This window comes from Modestobacter sp. KNN46-3, from assembly GCF_011039295.1.
The window spans coordinates 1-15,290 of record NZ_JAAKGN010000123.1; the positions used below are offsets into that span (position 1 = coordinate 1).

Genomic DNA, 15,290 nt, shown 5'->3' on the forward strand with positions numbered 1-15,290 from the left:
GGCGACCGCGGCTGAGTGGCTGGCCCGGCTCGAGGAGTCGATGGGCGCCCTCGTCGCGCTGCTCGGCCCCTTCCCCTACGACGACCTCTGGGTCTCGGTGCTGTCCAGCCAGACCAGCGGCATCGAGTTCCCCGGGGCGATCCAGTTCGGCGACGTCGACCCGGACTTCCGCCGGGCGCTGGTGACCCACGAACTCGCGCACATGTGGTTCTACGGCCTGGTCGGCAACAACCAGGCCGTGCACCCCTGGCTCGACGAGTCGTTCGCGACCTTCGCGCAGATGGTCGTCCACGGGGAGGGCTCGGCCAGCATGGCCGACCTGCCGGGGTCCCGCCGGCACGGCGTGGGCGAGCCGATCCAGTACTGGGAGCAGTTCCGGCGGCCCAGCTCCGCCTACTACGACACCGTCTACATCGTCGGCGGGACGACCCTGGCGGACGCCCGGACCCGGGTGGGCGCCGAGGCGTTCGACGCGGCGCTGCAGGAGTACCTGCGCGCGAACGCCTGGTCGATCGCCACCCCGGACGACGTCCAGGAGGCCTTCGCGGAGCTGCCGGAGGTGCTCACCGAGCTGGAGCGGGTCGGCGCGCTCCCCTGACCGGGCCCCGGGTCAGCGGGCGCAGGCGATGCAGGTGCGGGCCTGGGGGCGGGCAGCCAGCCGCTCCGGGGCGATCGGCTGCCCGCAGTCGGCGCACCGGCCGTAGTCCCCGGTCTCCGCGCGGGCCAGGGCGTCGTCGACGTCGGCCAGCCGACGGCGGGCCTGGTCCAGCAGCGCCACGACCTGCTGGCGCTCGAAGGCGATCGTCGCGCCCTCCGGGTCGTGCTCGTCGTCGGCGTTGGACGACCGGGACGCGGCCACGACCTCGTCGAACTCCCGGGTCAGCGCGTCGATCTGGGCCAGCGCCTCGGCCCGGGCGCGGACCAGCTCGTCGGTCACCGTCACGGCGCCATCGTCGCGCACCTCGGCCCCGTCAGGACGTGGCCCGGTCAGGACGACGTGCGCCGCAGCAGCCGCAGCGAACCGGTGCCGGGCAGCTCGGTGAACTCCCCCGACCCCAGCACCCGCTGGTAGACCCCGAACGGCGCCTGCCCGCCGTCGGCCGGGTCCGGGAAGACGTCGTGGATCGCCAGCGTGCCGCCGACGGCGAGCTTCGCCACCCAGGCGTCCTGGTCACGGCGCGCGGACTCCTCGGTGTGGCTGCCGTCCAGGAACAGCAGCGCCAGCGGTGTCGACCACAGCGGCGCCAGCACCTCCGACCGGGCGACGACGGCGACCACGACGTCCTCCGCGCCGGCGGCGGCGATGGTGCGCCGGAAGCCGGGGAGGGTGTCGATCCGCCCGACCAGCGGGTCGACCAGCGACGGGTCGTGGTACTCCCAGCCGGGCTGGTGCTCCTCCGAGCCGCGGTGGTGGTCGACGGTGACCACCTGCCGGCCGGTCTCCCGGGCGGCGGCGGCCAGGTACAGCGCCGACTTGCCCAGCCAGCTGCCGACCTCCAGCAGCGGCCCGGGCACCTGCACCGCCCGTGCCGCGGCGTAGAGCGCCCGGCCCTCGTCCGGTGGCATGAACCCGGGTGCGGCGGCCGCAGCGGCCAGCAGGTCGGTGGTCATCGGGCAGCTCCTCCGGTGCGGTCGGCCGGCAGCTCGGCGGTCGCGGGGGTCGCCGACGTCGCCGACGTCGCCGCGGCCGCCACAAGCGCGCCGATCAGCGTGGTCACCGGGACGGCGAGCACGAGCGCGATCCCGCCGACGAGCGTACGGACGACCTCCTCGCCCACCACCGAGCCGGTCAGCGTCGTCCAGAACGGGCGCTCGTAGATGTCGAACAGCAGCAGCAGCGGCAGCGCGGCGCCGGCATAGGCGAAGACGATCGTGTAGATCGTCGAGGCGATGTGGTCGCGGCCGATCGCCATGCCGCGCTGGAACAGCTGCACCCAGCCCATCTCCGGTGAGACCTCGTGCAGCTGCCAGACGGCGGAGGCCTGGGTGATCGTGACGTCGTTGAGGATGCCCAGCCCGGCCACGACGAGGGCGGCCAGCACGAGGCCGGAGAAGTCCAGGGTCGGGTCGAACTGGAGCAGCTGTACGGCCTCCTCGTTGGCCAGCCCGGTGAGGTGCGCGGCGGCGACGGCGATCGTCCCGAGCACCGCGCTGAGCGCGAGCCCGAACAGGGTGCCCAGCAGCGCCGTCGTCGTCCGGGCGTTGAAGCCGTGCGCCAGGTACAGGACGACGTACATGATCGCCGAGGAGCCGACCAGGCTGACCCAGATCGGTGAGGACCCGGCCAGCAGACCGGGCAGCATGAACTGCAGCAGGATGAAGAACGCGAACACCAGGCCGAGCAGGGCGAGCAGACCGCGCAGCCGGGCCACCGCCCCGACCACCAGGGTGAACGCCAGCGCCAGGGTGATGATCGGGGTGCTGCGCGGGAAGTCCTGGAACTGGTACGTGACCTGCCCGCTGTCGATCCCCGGATCGCGGTTGAGCACCAGCTCGTCGCCCACCTCGATGCCCTCGGCCACCACCTCCGACGACAGCTCGACCTGCACGTAGTCACCGGAGCTCTCGCCCTCGGCGACGACCAGGACCGCCCGGGCGCAGACCTGCGCGGGCGCGTTGCCGGTCGCCGCGGCGCACTCGTAGGTCTCCAGCGAGGCGATGGTCGCCTCCGGGTACGTCGTGCCCGGCGGCTGGAACGACTCCGCCGCCCGCTGCGCCGCGGTCTGCTCGCCGCTGGGCCACAGCACCAGCAGACCGACCAGCGTGGCGATGCCCACCGGCACCAGCACGAGCAGCATCAGCCGGACGGCGGTGCGGCGACGTGCGACCGCGGCCGGGTCGGGTGGGCGGACCTCGCCCTCGGGTCCGTGGACGTGGGAGTGGGCCGACACCCAGACAGGCTAGGTGGCCGGTCGGCCGATCCCCGGCCGGACGGGCGGACGGCGTCGCACCCGCCCCTCGCCTCCCGGGCGTCCCCCGCGGCGCCGCAGATCAGCCGAGCCGGTAGGCGCGCTCGGCGTTGCCGGCGCCGATGAGACCGGCGATCCGGACGGCGTCGGCCGTCGTCCAGGCGTCCTCGACGACCCCCTCGGCCAGGTACCGGCCCAGCCCACGGCGGAACAGCAGCGTGCCCAGCAGGTAGAGCTCGGCCAGCCCGAAGGCGTCGGAGGAGAACAGCACCTTGCCGAACGGCGCCAGCTCGAGCAGCTCGCGCAGCACCGCCCCCGACCGCTGCCCGACGTTGTGGCTGGCCAGGCCGACGTCGACGAAGACGTGGCCGAACGCCTGGGCGAGGAAGCCGGCGTGCCGGTGGAACGGGTAGTTGTGCAGCAGCATCACCGGCACCCCGGCGGGCTCGGTGGCCCGCAGCAGGTCGGTCAGCAGCAGCGGGTCGCAGCGGTGCAGGTCGACGTCGGCGTCGCCGTAGCCGACGTGGAACTGCACCGGCATCCCCAGCTCGATGCCGGACCAGACCAGGAACCGGTGCAGCACCGGGTCGGCGACCCGGATGGGGCCGCCCCCGGCCAGCAGCCGGTCGGCGGCCCGCGCCACCTCGGTGTCGTCCGGGCGGGTGCCCTCCAGGGCCAGCCCGACCCGGTAGGCGGCGATCGACTTCACCCCGGCGGCCCCGGCGGTGCGGGCGGCCAGCCGGGTGCGGAACCGCTCGGGGAAGTCCCCGGCTGCGCCCTGGGCGAGCACCTCCTCGGCGAGCGCCTCCAGCCGCACGATCTCCCGTGCCCGCCCGCCGGCCAGGGCGGCCAGCTCGGCCGGGGAGGTGATCGGCTCGGGCAGGTACCCGGTGTCCACCAGGAAGGTGCCGGTGCCGGTCGCCGCGAGCATCCGGCGGTTCACCTCGTCGGCGCCGAGTTCGGCCCGGCGGTCGAGGTACTCCTCGGCCGGGGCGTGCGCGGGCAGGTCGAGCACCGGTGGGCACCACCGGCGGACGGCGAGACCGACCTGCGAGTCGAAGAGCGAGCCACCGAGCGCGCTCGGCCCGGCCGCCTCGGTCAGCATCGACTCGAACCCGGCCCGGGTCAGGTCCCGGCGGACCAGGCCGTGGCAGTGGTGGTCGACCAGCGGCAGGCCGGCCAGGTCGGGGTCCAGGTCGCTCACCGGGCCAGTCTGGCTCGCGGGCCGGCTCGGCGCCGCCAGCCTGGAGCCGGGGCCCTGCCTACAGTCGGTGGATGGCCTCCTGGAGCACCGCCGACATCCCCGCGCAGTCCGGCCGCACCGTCGTGGTGACCGGCGCGAACAGCGGGCTGGGGCTGGAGACCGCGCGCGCCCTGGCCGTGGCCGGTGCCCGCGTGGTGCTGGCCGTGCGGGACACCGCCCGCGGCACCCAGGCTGCGGCCAACCTGCCGGGTGAGGTGGAGGTGCGCCGGCTCGACCTGGCCGACCTCGCCTCGGTGCGCGAGTTCGCCGCGGGGTGGACCGGCGACCTCGACGTCCTGGTCAACAACGCCGGGATCATGCACGTGCCGGCCGGGCGCACCGCCGACGGCTTCGAGCTGCAGTTCGGGACCAACCACCTCGGTCACTTCGCGCTGACCGACCTGCTGCTGCCGCACGTGACCGACCGGGTGGTCACGGTCTCCTCGATGCTGCACCGGTCCGGGGAGATCGTGCTCGACGACCTCAACTGGGAGCGCCGGACGTACTCGGCCACCGGCGCCTACGGGCAGTCCAAGCTGGCGAACCTGCTGTTCACCCTGGAGCTGCAGCGCCGGCTGGCCGCGGCGGGCTCGACGGTGCGCGCCCTCGCGGCACACCCTGGCTGGGCAGCCACCAACCTGCAGGGCCGCACGGGCAACCGGGTGAAGGACGCCGCGATGGCGGTGGCCAACCGCGCGCTGGCCACCAGTGCCCAGCAGGGCGCGCTGCCCACCCTCTTCGCCGCCGTCGCCGACCTGCCGGGTGGGAGCTTCGCCGGGCCGGACGGCACCACCATGCGCGGTGCGCCGACGCTGGCCGGCCGGAGCCCCGCCGCCTCGGACCCGGTGATGGCCGGCCGGCTGTGGGCTGCGTCCGTCGAGCTCACCGGCGTCGACTCCCCGGCCCAGCCGCCGGCCTGAGCACCGCCGGTTCCGCGGCCGGCGCCGCCGCGAGGACCAGGGCCGCGGCCACCACGAACGCCGTCCGGGTGCTCGTCGCGTCCGCGACCGCGCCGAGGACCAGGGCACCGGCCGCCTGGCCCACGGTGAGGCCGATGAACAGCACCGCCGCGGCCTGTGGCGCTGCCGCGGGGAGCCGGTGGCCACCCCAGACGATGAGCACGCCGCTGAGCGCCACGAAGGCGGCACCGAAGCCGGCCAGCGCGAGCGCCACGACGGCGGGCGAACCGGGCAGGACGGCGAGCGCCAGGGTGGCGGCCGCCGCGGTCCCGGCCGAGCACGCCCAGGCCCGGCGCAGCCCGACCCGCAGCACCAGGTCGCCGCTGAGCCCACCGATCAGGCCGGCACCGCCGAGCACGCACCAGAGCAGCCCGGTGGTGCCGGCGGACAGCCCGCCGGCGACGGTCATCAGGTCCCGCCCGAAGGTCCACACGGCGGCGCAGCCCGCCCCCGCCAGTCCGGCGGCGACCAGCGGCCGGACGAGGTCGCGCAGCGGCGCCTCGGGGCGGGCCTCCGGGACGGTGGGCCAGCGGCTGTTCCGGTCGGCCCACGCGGTGACCAGCACGGCCACCAGGGCGAACCCGGCCCACGCCGCCCGCCACGCGTCCGGCACGGCGAGCACCAGCAGCCCGCCGACGACGACGCCGGCTCCCGTGCCGCTGTTGACCAGCGCCTGGGCCCGCGGCTGCACCTCCGGCCGCAGGGTCGAGGCCACGGCCGCGACCAGTGCCGGGCTGGCCGCCCCGGCTCCGCTGCCCGCGACGAGCGCCCCGACCGCCAGGGCCGGGACCGACCAGGCGGCAGCCACCATCAGCGAGCCCAGGGCAGCGGTACCGCCGGCCAGCCACAGTGCCTGTCGTGCCCGGGCGCGCCCGGCCAGTCGCTGGCTGGCGTGGGCGGCGAGGCAGTACGCCAGATAGCTGGCCGCCGCGATGGCCCCCGCGGTGCCCGGGGACAACCCGAAGGCGGCACGGAACTGCGGCAGGTAGAGGCCGAAGCCGTAGCGGGCCAGCCCGTAGGTGACGGCGATGACCGCCAGCCCGGGCACGACCAGGGCGGCCGACCGGTACCCCGACGGCGACTGTAACGACCGTTTCATCATAACGAGCGTTACAGTAGGCCCATGACCCCACGCTCCGCGACCCAGCCGGCTCGCGAGCGGCTGCTCACCGCCGCCGGCGAGCTCTTCTACGAGTCCGGCATCGCCGCGACCGGGGTCGACGCGGTGCTCGCCCGCGCAGGGGTCGCCCCGGCGACGATGTACGCGCACTTCGCCGGGAAGGACGGGCTGGTGGCGGCCTACCTGGAGCAGCGGTACGAGGTGTGGCGCCGGACCTGGGACGAGGTGCTCGCCGAGCGCACCGACCCGGTCGACCGGCTCCTGTCGCTCTTCGACGCCGTGACCCGGTACCGCGAACGCGAGGGCAGCAGGCGCGGGTGCGGTTTCCTCGCCGCGGCCACCGAACTACCGGCCGACCACCCGGGCCAGGCGTGGCTGCAGGCGGACTCCCGGCTGCTGACCGACCGACTGCGGGAGTTGGCCGTCGCCGCCGGTCTGGTCGACCCGGACGAGGCCGCCGCCACCCTGCTGCTCTGCTACGACGGCGCCCTGGCCCGCTCGGCGCGGGAGTGGACCACCCCGGAGCTCCACGCGGGAGACCCGGTCCAGCGAGCCCGCGAGCTCGCCGCCGCCTGGCTCGCGATGCGCGGGCACACCCCGACTGCCTGAGCCACGCCGCCACCTCGTGGCCCGGGTGCAGGCACGGCCGACTTCGCGTGGTGCGCAACCGGGATGCCGTGGTGCACTGCCGCGGTGTCCGTTGTCGAGAAGCTCGACCGGCTGCAGCGCCGGCGCCGCGCGGCTGGGTTCCCCATCGCCGTCGTCTACAAGTACGTCGACGACTCCGGCCCCTACCTCGCCGCGCTGATCACCTACTACGCCTTCGTCTCGCTGTTCCCCCTGCTGCTGCTGTTCTCGACCATCCTGAGCAACGTCCTGGTGAACGACCCGGAGCTGCAGCAGCGGCTGCTCGAGTCGGCGGTGAGCCAGCTCCCCGTGGTCGGCCAGCAGATCGGTGAGCCGCGGGGCCTCAGCGGCGGCGTGCTCGGCGTGGTCGTCGGCATCCTGGGCTCGCTGTATGGCGCCCTCGGCGTCGCCCAGGCGATCCAGTACGCGATGAACACGGCCTGGGCGGTGCCGCGCAACAGCCGGCCGAACCCGTTCCTGGCCCGCGGCCTCAGCCTGCTGCTGGTCGCCACCGCCGGGCTCGCCGTCATCGGGACGACGGCGCTGGCCACCTTCACCGCCGGCCACGCCGGCTCGCTGGGCGGGGCGTCCCGGGTCCTCACCGTCATCGGGTCGGTGGCGATCAACGCCGCCGTCTTCGTCTTCGCCTTCCGGCTGGCCACCGCCCGGCCCCTGACGACCCGCCAGGTGCTCCCGGGGGCGCTCATCGCCGCGGTGCTGTGGCAGTTGCTGCAGACCTTCGGCGTCACCTACGTCAGCCGGGTCATGACCACGGCGAGCGCCACCAACGGCGTCTTCGCCCTGGTGCTCGGCCTGCTGGCGTTCCTGTACCTGGCCGCGGTGGTCGGCGTGCTGTGCGTGGAGATCAACGCGGTGCGGGTCAACCGGCTGTGGCCGCGGGCGCTGCTCACCCCGTTCACCGACGACGTCGACCTCACCCCCGGCGACCGGCGCAGCTACACCGGCATGGCCAAGGCCCAGCGGACCAAGGGATTCGAGACGGTGCACGTCTCCTTCGACCCACCCGACCGCAGCACGGACTGAACACCGCACGGACCGAACGCGACCCGACCGACGCCGGAGGGCACATGGAACTGCACGAGCGGGACGAGCGACGGGCCGCGGCCGAGGCGGTGCTGGACGACCTGGCGAGTGCGGGGGTGGTCGGCGTCGTGCTGCCCTGGGTCGACACCAGCGGCATCACCCGGATGAAGTCCGTGCCGCTGGGCAGGCTGCCCAGCGCCGCCCAGTGGGGCGCGGGCATGAGCCCGGTCTTCGACGGCTTCCTGGTCGACGACTCCATCGTCGCGGGCACCCACGCCGGCAGTGCGATCGGCGACCTGCGGCTGCACCCCGACCTGTCCGGACTCCGGGTGCTGGCCGGCCAGGACGGCTGGGCGTGGGCGCCGGTCGACCGGTACACGCAGGACGGCGCACCGCACGCGCAGTGCTCGCGCTCGCTGCTGCGCCGACTGGTCGATGAGCTCGCCGAGGAGGGGCTGAGCGTGAAGGCCGCCATCGAGGTCGAGTGGGCGTTGGGCGAAGGTGCGGGGCCCCGGGGTTCGGACCCCCGCACCTTCCGGCCGGCGCTCGCCGGGCCGGCCTACGGGATGACCCGGCACATCGAGGTCTCCGACTACGCGCGGGACCTGCTGGAGGCACTGGACGCCCAAGGGGTCGCGGTCGACCAGTTCCACCCGGAGTACGCCGCCGGCCAGCTGGAGGTGTCGGTGGGCGCGCAGGACCCGGTCGCCGCCGCCGACACCTCGCTCCTGGTGCGCACCACCATCCAGGCGGTCAGCATCGCGCACGGGCTGCGCGCCTCCTTCTCCCCCAAGGTGACCGCCGACGGGGTGGGCAACGGCGGCCACGTGCACCTGTCGCTGTGGCGCGGGACGGAGAACCTGATGAACGGCGGGCCCGGGACCTTCGGGTTGACCGAGGACGGCGAGGGGTTCACCGCCGGACTGCTCGGCCACCTGCCCGCGCTGCTCGCCGTCGGCTGCCCGAGCGTCGCCTCCTACCTGCGCTTGGTCCCCTCGCACTGGGCCGGCGCCTACGCCGTGTGGGGTCTGGAGAACCGCGAGGCCGCCGTCCGCTTCGTCACCGGGCCGAGCGGCAACCGACAGGCCGCGGCCAACGTCGAGGTCAAGTGCGTCGACGGCGCGGCCAACCCGTACCTGCTGCTGGCCGGGCTGCTCGCCGCCGGCCAGGCGGGGCTGCGGGCCGGCTCCGTCCTCCCCGACCCGGTCGCCATCGACCCCGGCACGCTGACCGAGGAGGGACGCCGGGACGCCGGGATCGTCGCGCTGCCGACCTCGCTGGAGGAGGCGGTGACCGCCTTCGAGCGGGACGACGTGCTCCGCACCGCCTTCGGACCGGAGCTGGCGACCACGATCGCCGAGGTCCGGCGGGGCGAGATGGCGCTCTTCGAGGGGACGTCACCGGAGGAGCTCACGGCAGCGGTCCGCTGGCGGTACTGAGCCGGGGACGATCCTGCATCGCCCACTATAAGATTTCTGCCCTGGCGGAGTTTACTTTCGTGCGCGACGGAGGTAATCTCCAGTCGTCGCTGGAAGTCCACCCAGCGGCCACGACATCAGAACATCGGATCTGCACGACATCCGGAGGTACGCAGCCATGATGCTGACTTCCTACGACCCCTTCGCCGCGACGTCCGCCGCCGTCCGCGCACTGGACCAGCTGACCGGCCGATCCGGCACGACCACCGCCCGCCCGCTGGCCGGCATGCCGATGGACGCCTACCGGGTGGGCGACAACTTCGTCGCCCACTTCGACCTGCCCGGCGTGGACCCCGGCTCGATCGACCTGTCGGTCGAGGGCACCACCCTGACGATCAGCGCCGAGCGCTCGGTGCCGCAGATCGAGGGCGCCCAGTGGCAGGTGGCCGAGCGTCCGTTCGGCAGCTACACCCGGCAGCTGGTGCTCGGCCGCAGCCTGGACACCGATCGGCTCGAGGCGAGCTACCACGACGGCGTGCTGACGGTGAGCATCCCGGTCGCCGAGCGGGCCAAGGCCCGCAAGATCACCGTGACCCGGGCGGACACCCCGGCCGCGGTGCAGGGCCACACCATCGAGGGCGAACAGCCCGCCGTCGAGAGCTGATCGACACTCCGCCCACGTCGACAGCTGATCGACAGCAACCCGGAAGGGGCGGGACCCAGCGGTCCCGCCCCTCCGTCGTCTTCCGGAGGACGTATGAGCACCGACCCGCCCCAGCCCCTGGACGACCCCGACCACCCGGTGCTCACCATGAGCCAGGCGGCCGACCTGCTCGGCGTCCAGGCGGCCTTCCTGCGCAGCCTGGACTCCTCCGGCGTGCTGCACCCGCACCGCTCCCCCGGCGGGCACCGCCGCTACTCCCGACACCAGCTCCGGCTGGCCGCCCGGGTGCGGGTGCTGCTGGACGACGGCCACCTGCTCGGCTCGGCCCAGGTCATCGTGCAGCTGCAGGACGACCTGGCCGAGGCCGTCGCCGACGCCGCGCACGCCCGCGACGAACGGGACGCCGCCCGGGTCGAGCGGGACGCCGCCCGCGGACGAGCACCGACTGCGCAGCCGCCGACGACTGGCGCACGCTGACCGATCGAGCACACAGCCGACTGTCAGACTCGTCACGTTCCGTGTCGATCATGGGGTGCGGGGTAACGGAACGTCATGGCAACAACTGATTCGAACAACTCTGCCCATGGCCGCACGCTCGAGCAGACCCGTCGGGCGAACACCACGGGCGCGCACGTCGCCACCGCCGGCGTCGTCGTCTTCCTGATCGCCACGTTCCTGGACTGGGTTTCCACCGAGGGCGACCAGAGCACCTCCGGGTCCGGCTACGAGACCGACACCACGATCCCGCTCGTCGCGTTCCTGGGCATCGGCCTGGTCGTCGGACTGCAGTACGCCGCCTCCCGCGCCCGCGGTCGCCAGCACCGGGGCCTGTCGCTGACCGCCATGGCCGTCGGCATCACCGCCGTCCTGCTGTCGCTGAGCTACATCATCGACGCACCGGGCGCCTTCGAGCGCGGCGGTGACCTCTCCACCGAGCTCGGTGCCTGGATCGGCCTGCTCGGTGGCATCGTCTGGTCCATCGGTGCCGGCCTGCTGGCCAAGGAGCCCGAGGGCGACGACGACTGGGACGACGCCGTCACCACCGGGGCGCGCTCCGCTCGCTGACCCACCCCGTGCGGCCCGACCGGCCGCGCACGTGGTCCCCGACGGGCACCCGTTCCCAGGCACACTGCCTGCGAACGGGTGCCCGTTCGGCGTCTCCGGGCACCACCCGCGTCAGAGTTCGAGCACCAGCTTGCGGTGGGCGAACGAGGTCTGCCGCTGCCAGACCGCGGCCACGTCGGCCAGCGGTGCCCGCTCGACCTCCACGGCGATCCGTCCGTCAGCGGCGTGCCCGGTGAGCTCGGCCCAGCCCCGGGCGACGACGTCCTGCGGCACGTGCCGGGTCGTGTAGCCGAGCAGGTCGACCATCGCCTCCCGGAAGCCCCCCGCGACCACCTCCGCCGCCGGCGCCGCCGAGTGGCCGATCTGCACGTGCCGCATCCCCCTCCGGGCAGCCGCCATGGCCGCCATGGCCGGCTGACCCCACACCGGGTCGATGGTCACGTCGACCCCACCGCCGGCCGCGTCCCGGATCCGCTCGCCGAGCGCGGCGGTGGACTCGTCGCCGGTGAGCTCGACGGTGGCGTCCGCACCCAGGTCGGTCAGCCGCCGGAGCGACTCGGCGTCCCGGGCAGCCGCGACCACCCGGCCGGCACCGAGCACCTTCGCCGCCTGGACGGCGATCGTGCCGAGCACCCCGCTGGCCCCCAGCACGAGCACCGTCTCCCCGGGCTGCAGCCGGGCCCGCCACTGCAGTGGCAGCCAGGCCGCCAGCCCGGCGATGCCGAGAGCGACCGCGAGCCCGTCGTCGAGCCCCTCGGGCACGTCGAACAGCGAGTCGGCCGGCACCAGCGTGCGCTGCGCCATCGAGCCGAACGGCGCGACGCAGCCGTTGAAGTACACCCGCCGACCCTCGACCGTACCGACGCCCTCCCGCCCGGCGACCGACGGGAACGGCGGCTTGGTGACGAAGGCGCCGGCGGCGATGGCGACGTCGACCGGGTTGACCCCGGCGACCCGGACGTCCACCACCACCTGCCCGGGGCCGGCGGCGGGCTCGTCGAAGGAGGCGAAGGCGGGGGTGCCGGGCTCGGTGAGCACTGCTGCGTCCATCGGGCTGACGCTAGGCGAGCGGAGGCCGCCGCGCGCTCCGGCTCAGAGCAGAGCGGGGAGGGCTCAGAGCAGAGCGGGGAGCAGCAACAGCAGGGTGGGCACGAGGAGCAGCGCGACCGCGCTGGTGAGTGCGGCCCAGCGGGCCCGGCCGGGCAGCGGGTCCGGTGGAGCGAGCAGCCGGCGGACCCGGACCGCGACCGGTCCCCCGGTGACCGCGAGCGCCCCCTCCGGCACCTGACCCCCGGCCCCACCGGCGGCGGCCACGATCGCGACGGCGAGAGTCCGCCGCGGGTCCGGCCCGGAGAGCGACCGCAGGGCGACGTCGTCGGCGCGCATCTCGACCAGGTCGCGCACCCCGTCGTGCGCCCGTCCGGCCGCCGGCAGCACCGGCAGCGCCGCCCGCCAGGCGACGAAGGGCAGCAGCAGCAGGTGGTGGTGCTCGCGCAGGTGCGCCCGTTCGTGGGCGACGACGGCGTCCAGCTGGGCGCCGTCCAGCTCGGCCACCATCCCGGAGGAGAGCACCAGCAACGGGCGCGCCCCGGGGATGCAGAACGCCACCGGCGCGGGGTGGTCGAGCAGCAGCGTCTCCTCCGCCGACGTCCGGTCCGCCGAGACGCTGTCGGGCCGGACGAGCAGTTCCAGCAGCGCGCGGTGCCGCCGCCGGGTGCGCGCGGTGCGGACGCCGGAGAGCGCCAGCACCCCCAGCAGCTCCAGCGCCAGCACCGCGGCGAGGGTCTGGGCGACCCAGTGGTCACCGCGCACCGGCTCGGCGCTGGGCTGCCTGGTCACCCAGTGCCACCACGCTTCGGGCAGCGAGTGCCCCCAGGGCGCGAGCCCGTGCACCAGCAGCGCGCCGATGATCGCCAGGCCACCGGCGAGGCCGATCGCCTGCCAGCAGACCAGTGCCGCGAGCGGGTCGCGCCGGGGCCAACGCGCCCGGGCCAGCGCGGCCGGCACCGGCCAGGCCAGCAGTGCAGCCAGGACGCCGAGCGCCAGGGCGGTCGCCGGGAGCACGCTCAGCGGGCGGTGGCGTCGTCCGCGCCGGTCGCACCACCATCGCCGCCGGCGAGGAGCGCGCGGAGCATCGCGGCGTCCTCGGCGTCGACGCTGCCGACGAACCGGGCGAGCGCCGCCTGCCGGTCACCCGCCTGGCCGAGCACCTCGTGCATGAGCTCGGCCGCGTGCGCCTCGCGGGTCGCCCGGGGGGCGAAACGCCGGGGGCGCCGGTCGTCGTGGACGACGAAACCCTTCTGCTCCAGCCGGCCGAGCACCGTGTGCACCGTGGTCAGCGCGAGCCCGCGGTCGGCCAGTTCCTGCTGCAGCTCGGGGGCGCTGACCGGACCAGCGGCCGCCCAGAGCCGGTCCATGAGTGTGCGCTCCAACTCACCGAGTGAGGCCATTGGTCCCTCCCCTGTCCGGTGTCTCACAACCGATGGTCTCTGCGGGTCGTGGACGAGAAGTTCTACGAGGCGTAGAAATGAGTTCTACGACATGTAGAAGACTACGCGCCGGTCGTAGGAGACAGGGAGGCGGCAGCCGTGGACGTCCTCGACGTAGCGCGCTGGCAGTTCGGGATCACCACCGTCTACCACTTCATGATGGTCCCGCTGACCATCGGGCTCGGCATCCTCCTCGTGGTCATGCACACGATGTGGGTGCGCACGAACAAGCCCGAGTGGCTGCGGATGACCCGGTTCTGGGGCCGGATCTACCTGATCAACTTCGTCCTCGGGGTGGCCACCGGGCTGGTCCAGGAGTTCCAGTTCGGGCTGGCCTGGAGCGAGTACAGCCGGTTCGTGGGCGACGTCTTCGGGTCGCTGCTCGCACTCGAGGCCCTGTTGGCCTTCTTCCTCGAGTCGACGTTCCTGGGCCTGTGGATCTTCGGCTGGGGCCGGATCCCCAAGAAGGTGCACCTCGCCGCGCTCTGGGCGGCGGTGATCGGCTCGATCGTCAGCGCGTACTTCATCATCGCGGCCAACTCGTGGATGCAGCACCCGGTCGGGGTCGTGACCAACGACGCCACGGGGCGGCCGGAGCAGGTCGACTTCCTCGCCGTCCTGACCAACAACACCGCGCTGGCCGCGTTCAGCCACACCATCGTCGGCGCGCTGATGGTGGCCGCCGCGCTGCTGGTCGGCATCGGCCTGTGGCACCTGCGCAAGCGCCGGCTGGCCGGTCTCTCCCCCGAGGACGTCGACCACAGCGTGTGGCGCCGTTCGGTGCGGATCGGCGGGTTCGCCTCCCTCATAGCGTTCGTGCTCGTCGCGATCACCGGCGACTACCAGGCCAAGCTCATGTACCAGCAGCAGCCGCTCAAGATGTCCTCGGCCGAGGCGCTCTGCGAGACCGAGGCGCCGGCGCCGTTCTCGGTCTTCGCCTTCGGCAAGCTCGGCAGCAACGAGTGCGACGACGTCCACTCCTGGACCGTCCCGGCGCTGCTCTCCTACCTGGCCCACGGCGACTTCACCACCGCGGTGCCCGGGGTCAACCAGCTGCAGGAGGAGTACGCGGCGGCCTACGGGGCGACCTACCCCGACGACCCGTCCTTCGGCGACAAGGCCGGCGAGGAGATCGACTACACCCCGCTGCTGGCGGTCACCTACTGGAACTTCCGGCTGATGATCGGCATGGGCATGGTCTCGGCCGGGGTGGCGGCCTACGCCCTGTGGGCGACCCGCCGGGGCCGGGTGCCGACGTCGAAGATCGGCGTCTACGGCTCGCTGCTCGCGGTCGGCGCACCCTTCGTCGCCAACGCCGCCGGCTGGATCTTCACCGAGATGGGCCGCCAGCCCTTCGTCGTCTACCCGAACCCCGACGTGCCGCGCGAGGACCAGGTCTACTTCTTCACCGCGCAGGCCGTCTCCCCCGGCGTCAGCGCGGCCGAGGTCTGGACCTCCCTGATCGCCCTGACGCTGGTCTACGGCGCCCTGGCCGTGGTCGAGCTCTGGCTGATCGTGAACTTCGTCCGCCGCGGCGTCACCACCAGCGACGGCGCCCCGACCCCGGGCCACACCCCCGAGGCCGACCCCGACGCCGACGTCACCCCGGGCAGCGCCAGCACCCGCCGGGCCGACGACGACGTCCTCTCCTTCGCCTACTGACCGGCCTGAGACCGAGAGAGACACTTCCATGGACCTGCAGACACTCTGGTTCGCCGCAGTCGCCGTGCTCTGGACCGGCTTCCTGCTCCT

Annotated in this window: 17 protein-coding genes; 9 read left to right on the top strand and 8 right to left on the bottom strand. The window is 74.0% G+C overall.

Features of this window, described 5'->3' with window-relative positions; all coding sequences use genetic code 11:
• A partial coding sequence (locus G5C62_RS20125) for a M1 family metallopeptidase (protein ID WP_164702400.1) occupies positions 1-598 on the top strand: 598 nt, incomplete at its 5' end.
• A 12-nt stretch (positions 599-610) separates the two neighbouring features.
• Here the strand turns inward: G5C62_RS20125 and G5C62_RS20130 are convergent.
• The 4 genes from G5C62_RS20130 to G5C62_RS20145 all read right to left on the bottom strand — a co-directional run bounded on the left by G5C62_RS20130 (position 611) and on the right by G5C62_RS20145 (position 4,113).
• Entirely contained in the window at positions 611-943 is a 333-nt protein-coding gene (locus tag G5C62_RS20130; RefSeq protein WP_164702401.1) for a TraR/DksA C4-type zinc finger protein, read from the bottom strand.
• 44 nt (positions 944-987) lie between these two features.
• Positions 988-1,611, bottom strand: coding sequence for a class I SAM-dependent methyltransferase (locus G5C62_RS20135; RefSeq protein ID WP_164702402.1), 624 nt, complete (start codon positions 1,609-1,611; stop codon positions 988-990).
• Positions 1,608-2,891, bottom strand: a complete 1,284-nt coding sequence (locus tag G5C62_RS20140) for a YibE/F family protein (protein ID WP_164702403.1) — start codon at positions 2,889-2,891, stop codon at positions 1,608-1,610. The genes G5C62_RS20135 and G5C62_RS20140 overlap by 4 nt, the downstream gene beginning before the upstream one ends.
• 100 nt (positions 2,892-2,991) lie before the next feature.
• The gene (locus tag G5C62_RS20145) at positions 2,992-4,113 is read right to left on the bottom strand and encodes an amidohydrolase family protein (protein ID WP_164702404.1); all 1,122 of its coding nucleotides are present in this window, start codon (positions 4,111-4,113) and stop codon (positions 2,992-2,994) included.
• A gap of 71 nt (positions 4,114-4,184) precedes the next feature.
• Between G5C62_RS20145 and G5C62_RS20150 the strand changes: the two genes are divergently transcribed.
• A complete protein-coding gene (locus G5C62_RS20150; protein ID WP_164702405.1) occupies positions 4,185-5,072 on the top strand; it encodes an oxidoreductase in 888 nt (295 codons plus the stop codon).
• On the opposite strand, the gene G5C62_RS20155 is transcribed toward G5C62_RS20150, so the two are convergent.
• Positions 5,035-6,210: an MFS transporter gene (locus G5C62_RS20155; RefSeq protein WP_241176017.1), complete on the bottom strand. Its 1,176-nt coding sequence runs from the start codon at positions 6,208-6,210 to the stop codon at positions 5,035-5,037. The genes G5C62_RS20150 and G5C62_RS20155 overlap by 38 nt on opposite strands.
• Positions 6,211-6,234: 24 nt before the next feature.
• Between G5C62_RS20155 and G5C62_RS20160 the strand changes: the two genes are divergently transcribed.
• From G5C62_RS20160 to G5C62_RS20185, 6 genes are all read left to right on the top strand, one after another.
• Complete coding sequence (locus G5C62_RS20160) at positions 6,235-6,840, top strand: TetR/AcrR family transcriptional regulator (RefSeq protein ID WP_164702407.1); 606 nt, start codon at positions 6,235-6,237, stop codon at positions 6,838-6,840.
• 84 nt (positions 6,841-6,924) lie between these two features.
• Positions 6,925-7,902 (top strand): YihY/virulence factor BrkB family protein, encoded by a 978-nt coding sequence (locus G5C62_RS20165; protein ID WP_241176018.1) that lies wholly within the window; start codon positions 6,925-6,927, stop codon positions 7,900-7,902.
• A 44-nt stretch (positions 7,903-7,946) separates the two neighbouring features.
• Positions 7,947-9,341 carry a glutamine synthetase family protein gene (locus G5C62_RS20170; RefSeq protein ID WP_164702409.1) on the top strand — a complete coding sequence of 465 codons (1,395 nt, stop codon included), beginning with the start codon at positions 7,947-7,949 and terminating at the stop codon, positions 9,339-9,341.
• Between the two features lie 157 nt (positions 9,342-9,498).
• Complete coding sequence (locus G5C62_RS20175) at positions 9,499-9,984, top strand: Hsp20/alpha crystallin family protein (RefSeq protein ID WP_241176019.1); 486 nt, start codon at positions 9,499-9,501, stop codon at positions 9,982-9,984.
• Positions 9,985-10,077: 93 nt separating this feature from the next.
• Complete coding sequence (locus tag G5C62_RS20180; RefSeq protein ID WP_164702410.1) at positions 10,078-10,461, top strand: helix-turn-helix domain-containing protein; 384 nt, start codon at positions 10,078-10,080, stop codon at positions 10,459-10,461.
• Positions 10,462-10,536: 75 nt separating this feature from the next.
• On the top strand, positions 10,537-11,049 hold the full coding sequence (locus tag G5C62_RS20185; RefSeq protein ID WP_036337045.1) for a hypothetical protein: 513 nt from the start codon (positions 10,537-10,539) through the stop codon (positions 11,047-11,049).
• 111 nt (positions 11,050-11,160) lie between these two features.
• Here the strand turns inward: G5C62_RS20185 and G5C62_RS20190 are convergent, their stop codons facing one another.
• The 3 genes from G5C62_RS20190 to G5C62_RS20200 all read right to left on the bottom strand — a co-directional run bounded on the left by G5C62_RS20190 (position 11,161) and on the right by G5C62_RS20200 (position 13,499).
• Positions 11,161-12,099: a zinc-binding dehydrogenase gene (locus G5C62_RS20190; protein ID WP_164702411.1), complete on the bottom strand. Its 939-nt coding sequence runs from the start codon at positions 12,097-12,099 to the stop codon at positions 11,161-11,163.
• A 63-nt stretch (positions 12,100-12,162) separates the two neighbouring features.
• Positions 12,163-13,113, bottom strand: a complete 951-nt coding sequence (locus G5C62_RS20195) for a M56 family metallopeptidase (RefSeq protein ID WP_164702412.1) — start codon at positions 13,111-13,113, stop codon at positions 12,163-12,165.
• Positions 13,114-13,115: 2 nt separating this feature from the next.
• Positions 13,116-13,499, bottom strand: a complete 384-nt coding sequence (locus G5C62_RS20200) for a BlaI/MecI/CopY family transcriptional regulator (protein ID WP_164702413.1) — start codon at positions 13,497-13,499, stop codon at positions 13,116-13,118.
• A gap of 138 nt (positions 13,500-13,637) precedes the next feature.
• Here G5C62_RS20200 and G5C62_RS20205 point away from each other — a divergent pair, with 138 nt between their 5' ends.
• Complete coding sequence (locus tag G5C62_RS20205; RefSeq protein ID WP_164702414.1) at positions 13,638-15,200, top strand: cytochrome ubiquinol oxidase subunit I; 1,563 nt, start codon at positions 13,638-13,640, stop codon at positions 15,198-15,200.
• Positions 15,201-15,290: the final 90 nt, after the last annotated feature.